The organism is Geobacillus sp. CAMR5420 (assembly GCF_000691465.1).
In the GTDB taxonomy this organism is placed as follows: domain Bacteria; phylum Bacillota; class Bacilli; order Bacillales; family Anoxybacillaceae; genus Geobacillus; species Geobacillus thermoleovorans.
Genome location: NZ_JHUS01000029.1, coordinates 137,685 through 150,927, shown reverse-complemented (window position 1 = coordinate 150,927; position 13,243 = coordinate 137,685). Strand labels below are relative to the sequence as shown.

13 protein-coding genes are annotated in these 13,243 nt (G+C 55.8%); all 13 read right to left on the bottom strand.

From position 1 onward, the window contains the following. Window positions 1-38: 38 nt before the first annotated feature. From DI44_RS10255 to fliM, 13 genes are read right to left on the bottom strand one after another with little or no spacing between them, the layout of a single operon-like run. On the bottom strand, window positions 39-2,039 hold the full coding sequence (locus tag DI44_RS10255; protein ID WP_015374419.1) for a chemotaxis protein CheA: 2,001 nt from the start codon (window positions 2,037-2,039) through the stop codon (window positions 39-41). Between the two features lie 12 nt (window positions 2,040-2,051). Next, window positions 2,052-3,101 carry a chemotaxis response regulator protein-glutamate methylesterase gene (locus tag DI44_RS10260; protein WP_014195465.1) on the bottom strand — a complete coding sequence of 350 codons (1,050 nt, stop codon included), beginning with the start codon at window positions 3,099-3,101 and terminating at the stop codon, window positions 2,052-2,054. 9 nt (window positions 3,102-3,110) lie between these two features. Continuing rightward, the gene (locus tag DI44_RS10265; protein ID WP_014195464.1) at window positions 3,111-3,977 is read right to left on the bottom strand and encodes a MinD/ParA family protein; all 867 of its coding nucleotides are present in this window, start codon (window positions 3,975-3,977) and stop codon (window positions 3,111-3,113) included. Then, on the bottom strand, window positions 3,971-5,110 hold the full coding sequence (gene flhF, locus DI44_RS10270; protein ID WP_033025094.1) for a flagellar biosynthesis protein FlhF: 1,140 nt from the start codon (window positions 5,108-5,110) through the stop codon (window positions 3,971-3,973). The genes DI44_RS10265 and flhF overlap by 7 nt, the downstream gene beginning before the upstream one ends. Then, window positions 5,107-7,152, bottom strand: coding sequence for a flagellar biosynthesis protein FlhA (gene flhA / locus DI44_RS10275; protein ID WP_014195462.1), 2,046 nt, complete (start codon window positions 7,150-7,152; stop codon window positions 5,107-5,109). The genes flhF and flhA overlap by 4 nt, the downstream gene beginning before the upstream one ends. A gap of 18 nt (window positions 7,153-7,170) precedes the next feature. Further along, window positions 7,171-8,253, bottom strand: a complete 1,083-nt coding sequence (gene flhB / locus DI44_RS10280) for a flagellar biosynthesis protein FlhB (protein ID WP_013523406.1) — start codon at window positions 8,251-8,253, stop codon at window positions 7,171-7,173. 1 nt (window position 8,254) lies between these two features. Further along, the gene (gene fliR / locus DI44_RS10285) at window positions 8,255-9,028 is read right to left on the bottom strand and encodes a flagellar biosynthetic protein FliR (RefSeq protein ID WP_033025093.1); all 774 of its coding nucleotides are present in this window, start codon (window positions 9,026-9,028) and stop codon (window positions 8,255-8,257) included. A 6-nt stretch (window positions 9,029-9,034) separates the two neighbouring features. After that, window positions 9,035-9,304 (bottom strand): flagellar biosynthesis protein FliQ, encoded by a 270-nt coding sequence (gene fliQ, locus DI44_RS10290; RefSeq protein WP_011230735.1) that lies wholly within the window; start codon window positions 9,302-9,304, stop codon window positions 9,035-9,037. Window positions 9,305-9,319: 15 nt separating this feature from the next. Further along, window positions 9,320-9,988 (bottom strand): flagellar type III secretion system pore protein FliP, encoded by a 669-nt coding sequence (fliP, locus tag DI44_RS10295; protein WP_015374414.1) that lies wholly within the window; start codon window positions 9,986-9,988, stop codon window positions 9,320-9,322. Continuing rightward, window positions 9,981-10,637, bottom strand: a complete 657-nt coding sequence (gene fliZ / locus DI44_RS10300; RefSeq protein WP_033025092.1) for a flagella biosynthesis regulatory protein FliZ — start codon at window positions 10,635-10,637, stop codon at window positions 9,981-9,983. The genes fliP and fliZ overlap by 8 nt, the downstream gene beginning before the upstream one ends. 19 nt (window positions 10,638-10,656) lie before the next feature. Further along, entirely contained in the window at window positions 10,657-11,016 is a 360-nt protein-coding gene (locus DI44_RS10305; RefSeq protein WP_033025091.1) for a response regulator, read from the bottom strand. A gap of 25 nt (window positions 11,017-11,041) precedes the next feature. Continuing rightward, window positions 11,042-12,223 carry a flagellar motor switch phosphatase FliY gene (fliY, locus tag DI44_RS10310; RefSeq protein WP_033025089.1) on the bottom strand — a complete coding sequence of 394 codons (1,182 nt, stop codon included), beginning with the start codon at window positions 12,221-12,223 and terminating at the stop codon, window positions 11,042-11,044. Further along, window positions 12,213-13,217, bottom strand: coding sequence for a flagellar motor switch protein FliM (gene fliM / locus DI44_RS10315; protein WP_033025088.1), 1,005 nt, complete (start codon window positions 13,215-13,217; stop codon window positions 12,213-12,215). Before fliM ends, fliY begins: the two co-directional genes overlap by 11 nt. Between the last annotated feature and the right edge of the window lie 26 nt (window positions 13,218-13,243).

The window sequence follows — 13,243 nt, the reverse complement described above, 5'->3', positions numbered from 1 at the left end:
CAACGCCATAGGCGCCCCCGCACCGACACGGCCATCTCCTACTTCACGAGCGCGTTGCAGTCGATAATCAGCGCCACTCGGCCGTCTCCCAAAATCGTCGCCCCCGAGATGGCAAAAACGGAAGATAAATAGTTTCCTAGCGATTTCAACACGACTTCTTGCTGCCCGATAAACGAGTCGACCGCCAGCGCCGCCAGTTTTTCCCCTTTCCGGACGATCACGACCGCCACCGCATCTCCGTCATCGGCCGCTCCAGGAACAGCGAAGACGTCTTTCAGGCGGACGAGCGGCACGATTTTGCCGCGAAAATCGATGACCGGCTGGTTGTGGGCGGAAAAAATCTCTTCCTTTTTCACCAGCGCCGTCTCAATGATCGATGACAGCGGAATCGCGTACGTTTCCTCAGCGATTTGAACGAGCAACACCGAAATGATCGACAATGTGAGCGGCAGCTGAATGGAAAAGAGCGACCCTTTTCCAGGCTGCGAATCGACCGAAACGGTGCCGCCGAGCGATTCAATCGTGCTTTTGACGACATCCAAACCGACGCCGCGGCCGGAAATGTCCGAAACTTTTTCAGCGGTCGAAAAGCCGGGAGCGAAAATAAGCTCGTAAATTTGCTGATCGTTCAAATGCTCCGCCGCCTGCGGCGAGACAATGCCGCGGCTTTTCGCCTTTTGCAGCACCTTCTCCCGGGAAATGCCGGCGCCGTCATCTTCGATTTCAATAAAGACATGGTTGCCGCTATGGTACGCTCGCAATTGAATGATCCCTTCTTCTGGCTTTCCGCGCGCCGCCCGGACGTCCGGCGCTTCGATGCCGTGGTCGAGCGCATTGCGGATCAAATGGACAAGCGGGTCGCCGATTTCATCGATCACCGTCCGGTCAAGCTCGGTATCCGCGCCGATGATGTCAAGACGCACCTTTTTGCCGAGCTCGCGGGCGAGCTGGCGCACCATGCGCGGAAAGCGGTTGAACACCGTTTCGACCGGCACCATGCGCATATTTAAAATGATCGTCTGCAAATCGCTCGAGATGCGAGACATCCGCTCGACCGTTTCCGTCAATTCGGCATGGTTCAGCTCGCGGGAAATTTGCTCAAGCCGACCGCGATCAACAACCAATTCTTCAAATAAGTTCATCAACCGATCGAGCCGTTCAATGTTGACGCGGATCGTTTTCGTCGCCTGTTTTACTGTTTGTTTTTCCGGCGCCTCTGCTTCGGCTTGAACGGCCGCGGCCTGCTCCATAGCGGCCGGTTGTTGGGGCGCAGCCGCTTTCTCACTTTCTGCCGACGGTTCATCGCTCGATAGCCTAGACACCTTGACGTCATCAATTTCCGAAATGCCCATCAGCCGCTTTTGCAACTCATCGGCTGGCGCTTTGGATACGACCGTAACGAGAAACTCCCGGTCAAACTGTTCTTCCTCCAGCATCTCGACCGGCGGCGTTGCTTTCACAATTTCTCCGACTTCATTCAGCTGTTCAAACACCATATAGACGCGCGCTGCTTTCAACAAGCAGTCATCGCGAAGCCGAACGCGGATTTCGTAGACGGAAAATCCCTGCTCCTTCGCCTGCTCGAGCACATGGTATTCAAATTCCCCATACGCATGTTCAAGGGGCGGTTCTTCTCTTGCTGCCTGCTTGTTGGGCATCTCCCCTTGCTCGATTCGTTTCAGCTGTTCGACTGTTCTCCTTACATCGCGCGTTCCGTCGCCGCCTGCAGCGATGGAACTGATCATCGCCTCCAAATGGTCGACGGCCTCAAAAATGACGTCAAGCAATTCCGGGGTAACGGAAAGCCGCCGATTGCGTATGCCATCGAGCACGTTTTCCATTTGGTGCGTCAAATTGGCCAAATCTTCAAACCCCATCGTGGCGGACATGCCTTTCAACGTATGGGCCGAACGGAAAATATCATTCACCACAGACATGTCCTCCGGCGTTTTTTCAAGTTCCAACAGCCGCTCGTTGATCGCCTGCAAATGCTCTTTGCTTTCATCAATAAATAAATCCAAATATTGGCTCATGTCCATGCCGTTTCCCCCTCACTCCCCGATCGATTGGACGATGGCAGCGGCGATGCTGTCAAGCGGTGCGATGACATCAACGACGCCAGCCTCGATCGCCGCTCTTGGCATCCCAAAGACAACGGCTGTCTCGCGCGCTTCCGCGATCGCTTTTGTGTTCCCGCTTTCCTTCAGGATTTTCAACCCTACTGTTCCGTCGCTTCCCATGCCGGTCATAATCACCGCGATTTTCCGACAGCGGCGAATGGCAGCGAGCGACTCGAACAACACGTCAACAGCCGGACGATGGCCGGCGCGCGGCGGCGATTCGTCGAAACGGGCTTTAAGTGCGCCGCCTTCTTCGCGAACGATGAGATGGACGCCGCCTGGCGCGATATAGGCGGTGCCATTTTGCAGCACTTCCCCGTCTTCCGCCTCCTTGACCGTGATCGCGGCAAGCGCATCAAGCCGGTTGGCGAGCGATGTCGTAAATCCTTTGGGCATATGCTGGACAGCGACGACCGGAGCGGCTAGATCGGGCGGAAGCTGCGTCAGCACCGTCTCGAGCGCGCGCGGGCCGCCGGTGGAAGTGCCGATCGCGACGATGGCCTGTTGCGGCTGCGCCGCCGCTTTGAACGATGGGCGCCAAGACGGACGTTGGCGGCGCGGGGCAGTCAAGGCAGCCACGTTCGCTTCGCTCGCGTGCAGCACTTTGCCAATCAGCTCGTCTTTCACTTTGTACAAATCGAGCGAAATCGGTCCGGACGGCTTAGCGACAAAGTCGACCGCCCCGTACTGCATGGCGGCGATCGTGTTTTCCGCCCCTTCGGTCGTCGTGCTTAACACCATGACGACCGGCACGGGATGGTCCCGCATGATGCGCTGCAACGTTTCGAGTCCGTTCATGACCGGCATTTCCACATCAAGCGTCACGACATCCGGCCTTAGGGCAGCGATTTTCTCGAGCGCCTCCCGGCCGTTGCGAGCTGTTCCGATGACTTCGAGGCGCGGATGCTCGGACAAAAAATCACTGATCCATTTGCGCATAAACGCCGAGTCATCGACGACAAGCACCTTGATCGTCTTCATGTTCCGTCTCTACCTTTCTAGCAAAAGTTGACGCAGCTTCGCAAAAAAGCGGGGAGCCCGCTCCGGCTCTTTTTCTCCTCCCGCCGCATAGCGGCACGCCATTTGACGCACTGCCCGGCTCGCCTTCGCCGCTGGATCAAAGAGAACAAACGGCGTTTGCCGGACGACACAGCGCGCGACCATCCGGTCTTCAGGAACGACGCCAAGCAAGGCGATGTCTTTATGGAAAAACCGACTGGCGGCATGCTGCAGGCGCGAAAAGACGCCATATCCTTCCCGCTCGCTGCCGGCGCGGTTGACGATGACGGAAAACGGAGCCTCGCTGCCGGCGGTGTGCATATATTTCATCATGGCGTACGCATCCATCATCGCGGTCGGCTCCGGCGTCGTGACAATAAACACATCGTCGACGGACTTTAAAAAATACAATCGTTCTTCTGAGGCACCCGCCCCCATATCGAAAATGAGATAATCATATCGCGACGCCACCGTCTGCAGCTCGGCCAACAAATAGTCGATAGCGGATCGATCGACACTCAACCATTGCGCGGCGCTCGTCCCCCCAGCAATATACGATAGATGCTCCGGTCCGCTTTTTACCAGCTCGGAAAGCGGCAACCGCGCGGAAAACCAATCCGAAAGCGTCAATGGCGACGACTGGCCGAGCAAAATGTCGATGTTGCCCATGCCGATGTCCATATCAAGCAGCAAGACGCGAAACCCGAGCTTCGAGAGCGACAGCGAAAAATTGAGCGAAAGGTTTGACTTGCCGACTCCGCCTTTCCCGCTCGTCACCGCGATGGTCCGCGGCCCCGCCGCCGGCTGGCGCCGGCGGCCCAGCTCATAGCGCAGCCGTTCTGCTTGATCGCTCACCATCGCTCCGCCCCAAACAGCAGATGAACGAGCCGGTCTGCGGACGCTTCCACCATGTCGTCCGGCACATTTTGCCCGTTCGTGAAATAGGCGGCGGCAAGCCGGCTGTCAAGCAACACATTGACGATCGTTCCAAACGAGTCCGTCTCATCGAGCTTCGTCACGATCAGCCGATCGATCGGCAGGTGGGAAAAGTGGTTGTAAATCGTTTTCATATCGTCATACTTTCCCGTGGCGGCGAATACAAGAAACGTTTCCGTTTCGCTGTCAAACTCGAGCGTTTGCTGCAGTTCATCCACGTATTGCGGATTGCGGAAGTTGCGGCCAGCCGTATCGACGAACACGAGATCGCAGCCGGCCAATTTCCGCTTCGCCGTCCGAAAATCGTCGGCATTGTAGCATACTTCCAACGGAGCGTGCAAAATGTCGGCATACGTCTTCAGTTGGTCGATGGCGGCGATCCGGTACGTGTCGACCGTGATGAACCCGACTTTTTTCCCTTGCTCGAGGACGGCGCGCCCTGCCATTTTGGCGAGCGTCGTCGTTTTTCCAACCCCGGTCGGACCAAGCAAAATCATATACTTTTTTTGCTCCGCCGTTTTGACAAACGGAAGCGTCGACAATAGATCGCGCACCGCTTCTTTCGTCCAGGCGGAGACCGCAGCGGGCGACCGGCCGTCTTTGTCGGCATACCACCGTTCAAGCAGGCGATCCATCACTTGGCGGACGTACACATCCGCCATCCCTTGCCGAACGAGGCGCCGTTCCGCTTCCGCAAGCGGTGGAGGATACAAAAGCGAAGACGAGCGGGCGTTGAACTGACGGATGAGCGCCTTGACTTCCTCGATCTCACGGGCAAGCGAGCCGTCTTCCTCCCGCTCGGCCGCCGGCAAAGGGGCAAAGGACGCAGCACTCGGCTGACGCGTCAAAGACGCGGCGGCACTCGGCTGACGCAGCGGCAGTGGATCCGGATCAACGCCGGCCAACACTTCGATCTTTTTTTTCGCAAACAGACCGAAAAATCCGCCGGTCTGCACGACTTTCGAGTGCAAAATGACGGCGTCGCGGCCAAGTTCGGCGCGAACCATTTTCATCGCTTCGTTCATGGACGGGGCGACAAATTTTTTCACTTTCATTCGATTTCCACCATCCCCACGCTTTGAACTTCGACATCCGCTTCAAGCTCGTTGTACGACAGCACCGGAACAGTCGGAAAATGGCGCTCGGTCAGCTGTCGGACGTACATGCGCACCGCCGGGGAGCAGAGCAAAATCGGCGTCTGGCCGGCGAACGGATAGCGTTCAAGCGCCGCGGCGACCGCTTCCACAAATGCCTGCGCCCGCGCCGGCTCGAGCGCCAAATAGCGGCCGTGTTCGGTTTGCTGCACGGCGTCGGCGATCGTTTTTTCCGCCCTGCCCGACAGCGTAATGACGCGCAGCGGCTCGCCCGGCACGGCGTACTGCGAGGTGATTTGCCGCGCCAACGCTTGGCGGACGTATTCCGTCAACAAATCGGTGTCGCTGGTCAGGCGGGCAAAATCGGCAAGCGCCTCAAAAATGAGCGGCAAGTTGCGGATCGACACTTTCTCTTTCAGCAGCTTGGCGAGCACTTTTTGCACGTCGCCGACAGACAACGGATTCGGCGTCACATCGTCGACAAGCACCGGATACGATTCTTTTAAATGATCGATCAGCTGTTTTGTTTCCTGACGCCCCAGCAGTTCGTGGGCATGGGCTTTCAGCACCTCCGTTAAGTGTGTCGAGACGACCGATGGCGGGTCGACGACTGTATAGCCAAGCATTTCCGCCCGGTCTTTGACGGTCTCGGAAATCCATTTCGCCGGCAGACCAAACGCCGGCTCGATGGTGTCAATGCCATCAATCGAATCATCGTCAACTCCGGGGCTCATCGCCAAATAATGGTCAAGCAGCAGCTCGCCGCGCGCCACTTCCTCTCCTTTCACTTTGATCCGGTATTCATTCGGCTGCAACTGGATGTTGTCGCGAATGCGCACAACCGGGATGACAATGCCAAGCTCGAGCGCGAGCTGACGGCGAATCATGACGATCCGGTCAAGCAAATCCCCGCCTTGATTGGCATCAGCGAGCGGAATGAGCGCATAGCCGAACTCAAATTCAATCGGATCAATATGCAGCAGTTGGATGACGCTTTCCGGGCTTTTCAATTCGTCGGCGGCCGCCGCCTCCTCTTCCGGAGCGGCCAATGCCGCTTCTTCTTGCTTTTGCCGCTCGATAAATCGGTAGCCGCCAAGCGCCAGCAGCCCGGCAATCGGCATCGTCAACAAGTCGTTGATCGGCGTAAACAAGCCGAGCAGGAAAATCGTTCCTGCCGTGACGTACAACATTTTCGGAAACGCGAACAGCTGGCGCATAATATCGCCGCTCAAGTTGCTGTCCGACGCCGCCCGGGTGACGATGATGCCGGTCGCCGTGGAAATCAACAGCGCCGGAATTTGGCTGACGATGCCGTCGCCGACCGTCAAAAGCGTGTAGCGCTTTGCCGCCTCCCCTATATCCATTCCTTTCTCCACAACGCCGATCACCATGCCAAACAACATGTTGATGACGACGATAATGATGCCGGCGATGGCGTCGCCTTTCACAAATTTGCTTGCCCCGTCCATCGCTCCGTAAAAGTCGGCTTCTTGCGCCACTTTTTCCCGCCGCTTTCGGGCTTCTTGCTCCGAAATCATGCCGGCGTTCAAATCGGCGTCAATGCTCATCTGTTTGCCGGGCATCGCATCGAGCGTAAAGCGGGCCGCCACTTCCGAGACGCGCTCCGCCCCTTTGGTGATGACAACAAACTGGATGATGACCAAAATCAAAAACACGACAAACCCAACGACAACATCGCCGCCAACGACGAACGTTCCGAACGTTTCAACGACGCCGCCCGCCTCCCCTTTGCTTAAAATCGAGCGGGTGGTTGACACATTCAGCCCGAGCCGAAACAGCGTCAGCACTAAAAGCAATGACGGAAAAATGGAAAACTCAAGCGGCTCTTTCGTGTTCATCGCCGTCAGCAATACAAGCAAGGCAAGGGAAATATTGATGATGATCAAGACGCTCAACAGCCATGTCTGCAGCGGGATGACGAGCATGGCGACGATGAGCACGACAAGAAACAATACGGATAAATCTTTGATTTGCGCTTGCATGGTTTTCTCTCCTTGTTGCTACACGTTTCCTTTGAGCCGATAGACGTACGCCAAAATTTCCGCCACTGCCTTAAAAAACGCCTCTGGAATCATGTCGCCGACTTCCGTCTGGCGGTAGAGCGCCTGCGCAAGCGGGCGATTTTCGACCGTCACGACGCCATGGGTTTTCGCCACTTCCTTGATTTTCAACGCCATATAATCCGCCCCTTTCGCGACGACGACTGGCGCTTCCATCTTGCCGTCTTCATACTTGAGGGCAACGGCGTAATGCGTCGGGTTGGTAATGACGACATCCGCGTTCGGCACTTCCTGCATCATCCGCCTCATCGCCATCTCACGCTGTTTTTGCTTGATGCGCGATTTGATGAGTGGATCGCCTTCCGTCTTTTTGTATTCATCTTTAATGTCCTGTTTGGACATGCGGATGCTTTTTTCAAATTCAAACCGCTGATACAAGTAATCAAACAGCGCTAAAAACAAGAGCGCCCCCGCGGCGTACAGCCCCATTTTCACCGTCAAGCCGCCGACGACAGTCAAAGCCTCACCCGGCGTCTTGGAAACGAGCGCCGCAAGCTCGCTTCGTTCGGCCAACAGCGCCGCAAACACGACCGCACCGATGATTCCAGCTTTTAACACGGATTTCAACAGCTCGACCAAGGCGCGCAACGAAAACAGCCGTTTCATTCCTTGCACGGGATTGAGGCGGTTCCCATCCATTTTTAACGGTTCAACGGTGAACAAGGCGCCGATTTGCAAAAAGTTGGCCAACCCAGCCGCCAGCACTGCGGCGGCGAACAGCGGCGCCAAAAGCAAGGATGCATGGGAAAGCCAGTCAAGAAACAGCCGGTGAAGCGAGTCAACCGTCAACGAAGGGGAGGCAGAATCGGACAAGGCGCGGGCGAACAACCGCAGCAGACCGTCCCGCTCGTACGCCCCCGCCAAGGACAAAGCAAGAAATGAAGCAAGCAACACGGAAGCGGAGACGACATCACCGCTTTTGGCCACCTGTCCTTTTTCCCGCACTTCTTGCCGTTTGCGAGGCGTCGCCTTTTCCGTTTTTTCCCCAGCGAAAAATTGCAAATCGAGCCGCCACTCGCCCATCTTATCCGCCCCCCAACAGCCGCATCAACTCGCGCAACGAGGCAAACATGAAGTGAAATACACTGCGCGCCGCAAGCAATATCGTCCCAATCCCCGCCAACAGGAGCAAAAACGCCGCCGCCGTTTTGGCGGAAAAGCCGACCGCGAAAATGTTCATTTGCGGCACCGCGCGGGCGATGATGCCAAGCGCCACGTCGACTAAAAAGAGCGATCCGACAAGCGGGGCGGCCATTTGCACAGCGGCGGCGAACATCGCAGCAAACGCCCGCACCGCGTATTCCACCGCCCGACCGTCAGCAACGTGCGGCAGGCGGTCAAGCGGCAACCAATGATAGCTGTAAAACATGCCGTCAAGCAGCAAATGGTGCCCGTCAAGCATAAGCAAAAGCAAAAGCGCCAGCAAATGAAGATATTCGCCAAGCAGCGGGCTTTGCGCTCCGGTTTGCGGGTCGATGACGTTGGCGATGGCAAACCCGATTTGAAAATCGATCAAGCCGCCGGCGATTTGCACCGCCGCCATGAGGATCGCCGCCAGCAACCCAAGCGCCAGCCCGACAAGCGCCTCTTTTACGACAAGCAATACGTACACGCCGTCAAGCGCCAACACCGGTTTGGGCATCGCCAAAAACAACAGCCAGCTGAACAAAAACGCCAGTCCGACTTTATACGAAGCCGGCACGGTCCGATAGGAAAACAGAGGCATCGCCGCGAGAAATGAAGCGGCGCGGACAAAGACGAGCAAAAACGCCGGAAAATAAGTCCATACTTGTTCCATCGCCGATCAGCCTATAAACGAAGCAAGATTGTTGAAAATATCGTGCGCGTACGACACCATTTTCGAGAGCATCCACGGCCCAAAGAACACAAGCCCAAGCAAGACGGCGACGATTTTCGGCACAAACGCGAGCGTCTGCTCTTGAATTTGCGTCGCAGCCTGAAAAATGCTGACGACAAGCCCGACGGCAAGGGACAACAACAAGAGCGGCCCGCAGACGACAAGCACGATATACACGCCTTGTTCAGCAAGGCGGATGATGAAATCGGCACTCATAAACGCCACCTATCTTTATTGAAAACTTTGCAACAATGATTTGACGACCAAATGCCAGCCATCAACAAGGACAAACAATAAAATTTTAAACGGCAGCGAAATCATCACTGGCGGCAGCATCATCATTCCCATCGACATTAAGACGCTGGCGACGATCATGTCGATGACTAAAAACGGAATAAAAATCATAAAGCCCATTTGAAACGCCGTTTTCAACTCACTGATGGCAAACGCCGGCACGAGCGCGGTCATCGGGATGTCGTTGACCGTTTTCGGCTGTTTGGCGCCGCTGTACGATAAAAACAGCGCCAAATCTTCCTGCCTTGTGTATTGGCTCATAAACTGCTTCAGCGGAACAGCCGCCCGTTCGTACGCCTCCTCCAAATCAATTTTGTCAGCAAACAGCGGCTGCAATGCCTGGTCGTTGATTTCTTTCCAGGTTGGCGCCATAATGAAAAATGTTAAAAACAGCGCGAGCCCGACGAGCACTTGGTTCGGCGGCATCTGCTGCGTGCCGAGCGCCGTGCGCACAAACGACAAAACGATGACGATGCGCGTAAAACATGTCATCATAATTAAAATGCCGGGAGCGATCGACAACACGGTGAGCAGCAGAAGAAGCTTCACCGCTGTCGACACGTGCTCGGGAGCCATCGAATCAAACATATGGACAAATTCACTCATCGCCCGCCGTCCCTTTCTTCTTCAACCGATTGAGCCACTCGTTTCGCTTTTCGGCCATTTGCTTCATCTCCTCAGCCAACAGCGCCGAAAACGATGACAGCGAACCTCTTTTCCGCTTTGATTTCACCGTCCACCCACCGCGAAGGAGGGAGCCAAGCCGGTCGAACTCCGCCATCCGTTCCAACCGTTCGCGATGCTGCGCTAACAGCTCATTGATTTCGTCTTCATCTTCAATTTCCTTAAGCAACTGAATCGAATCGCCGACGCCGATGACGAGCAGCCGGCGGCCGACTTTAATCAGCTGCACAGAGCGGTTCGCCCCGACGCTTGTTCCCCCAAGGTGCTCGATGGCGCCTTTTTGGCCGGAAACGAACAGCTGACGGCGGGAAAGCCATTGAAACAGCGCATAAAGAAGGAAGAGAACAAAGGCGGTCGCGCCGATGAGCCGAAGCACATCGGAAGCGGAAACCGCATCAGCGGCTTGATTCGCTGTCTGTTTTGTCTGTTGCCCGGAAGGAGCTGACGGCCCGCATGAATCGGGATGCTGCAGGCAGTCGGCGACCGTCGGGCTTTGGGCGGCCGATGCCGGCACCGGCCCTAAAGCGATGGATGCTGCCAGCAAAACGGCCGCCCAGCGCCAGATTGCCATAGTCTCCACCTCTGATCGCTCACCCGATCGTTTTGTTGATCGCTTCGATGACGCGGTCCGCTTGGAACGGCTTGACCACAAAATCTTTCGCCCCGGCTTGAATGGCATCAATCACCATTGCCTGCTGCCCCATCGCTGAGCACATAATGACTTTGGCGTTGCTGTCGATTTTTTTAATTTCCTTGAGCGCCGTAATCCCATCCATCTCCGGCATCGTAATATCCATTGTCACTACATCAGGCCGCGTTTCCTTGTATTTCTCGATCGCCTGCCGCCCATCGGCCGCTTCGGCGACGACTTCATGTCCGTTTTTCGTCAAAATGTCTTTAATCATCATGCGCATAAATGCCGCATCATCAACGACAAGCACTCTTGCCATGTCCCCTTACCTCCCAAACGCCTGTTTATTTTAGCCGTGTTAACCGATCGCTTTGGCTGATGATGTCCGTGATGCGGACGCCGAAATTTTCATCGATGACGACAACCTCGCCTTTAGCGATCAGCTTGTTGTTGACAAACACGTCGACCGGTTCGCCGGCCAGCTTATCGAGCTCAATGATCGATCCAGTCGACAGCTGCAAAATTTCCTGCACTGAACGCTTCGTCCGTCCGAGTTCAACCGTCACCTGCAGCGGCACATCAAACAGCAGCTCCAAATTGCGCGCCTCCGTTGCCGCAAGCGGCGGGGCATCGAACTCGACGAAATCGGCGGTTTGAATATGCCGCGCGGTTGCACCATCCCTCTCCTTGTCCGCGCGCCCAGCCGGCGGTTCATCCGTCGCGCGGCTCGCCGCTTCTGAAACGGCCGCACCGCTGTTCGCCTGAGCGTAAGTCGGAACAGGATGCGGCTCGCTAAACGGCCGCGCATCCGCCGACGGCTTGGGATTGACTTCCGCGGTCCCCGGCTCCTCAAGCGACGAGCCGAGCAATTGGGCAACCAATTCTTTCGCGAAATCGATCGGCAACAGCTGCATAATGCTTGAGTCGATCAACTCGCCGATTTTCAGCCGAAACGACACTTTAATGAAAAAATCTTCGTCCGGCAAATATTCCATCCCTTTTCCTTCCGCCAAATCAAGCAGATGGAGCGTCGGCGGGGAAATATCGACCCGCTTGCCAAAGACGGTCGACATCGACGTCGCCGCCGAGCCCATCATTTGATTCATCGCTTCTTGAACAGCGCTCAGCTGAATCTCTCCGAGCGGGCCATCGGCCGCCGTTCCGTCGCCGCCAAGCATTAAATCAGCGATAATCGCCGCGTCTTGCTGCTTAATGACAAGCAAGTTTGTTCCGAGCAGTCCTTCCGTATAGTTGACTTGGATGGCGACATATGGCTGTGGAAATTCATCGGCGACGCTTGTGCGCTCGATAATGGACACGCTTGGCGTCGTAATTTCCACCTTTTGGTTCAATAACATTGACAACGCGGTAGCCGAACTGCCGAAAGAAATATTGCCGATTTCCCCAAGGGCGTCTTGCTCGAGCGGAGTCAGAATATCATGGAGCGCCGGAACATGGCCGTCGCTGTCCATTCCGCGCAACAAAGCATCAATTTCATCCTGCGACAACATTCCATCATTCATCATGGTCGTCTTCGTCCCCCTCGATCATCGCTAAAATTTGCACCGCCAGCTTTTTGTTCCGCTTCCCCGGCTGGCCGATAAACTTTGGAATATGGCCGATTTTGACCACGAGCGGCTCATGAATCGACTGCTCGAGCTGAATGACATCGCCGGCCTCGAGTTGAAGAAATTCATTGACCGTGATGACCGCCGTTCCCAGTTCGGCGATAATCGGCAATTTTGCCGCGCGGATCCGCTGTTCGATCCGTTTCGCTTCCTCGGGGGAACGCTCTTTTTTTTGCGCCTGCATCCAGTAATGCACCGACAGCCGCGGCATAATCGGCTCCAAGACGACATGCGGAATGCACACATTCATCATGCCGCGCGCTTCGCCGATTTGCGTGTTGAGCGAAATGACGACGACGGTGTCGTTCGGCGCGATCATGCGCAAAAACTGCGGATTGACTTCAAAATCGACAAAGAGCGGGTCGACTTCCGCCACCGATTCCCAAGCGTCGCGCCAATGGGTGAACGCCTTATCAAACAAATTGGACATGATGCGTGTTTCAATCTCGGTCAAATGGTCCACTTTATCCATGCCGACGCCGCGCCCGCCCATCACCCGGTCAAGCATAGCGTAAGCGATGTTCGGGTTGACTTCCAAAAGGACATGCCCGTTGAGCGGCGGCACCTCAAAGACATTGATGATCGTCATTTTCGGGATGGAGCGGACAAATTCTTCGTATGGAATTTGGTCGGCCGATGCGACCGAAATTTGCACATACGTGCGCAACTGGGCGGAAAAAAACGTCGTCAACAAGCGGGCGAAATTCTCATGAATGCGCGTCAGGCTGCGGATTTGGTCTTTGGAAAACCGAAGCGCCCTCCGGAAATCATACGTTTTGACGCGTCGGCCTTCCTCTTCCTTTTTCAGCTCCTCCGCGCTCATTTCTCCTGCAGAAAGCGCAGCGAGCAACGCGTCAATTTCGCTTTGCGACAATACTTCCCCGGCTGTCATTTCATTTCCCCCCTTCAGATGGCAGG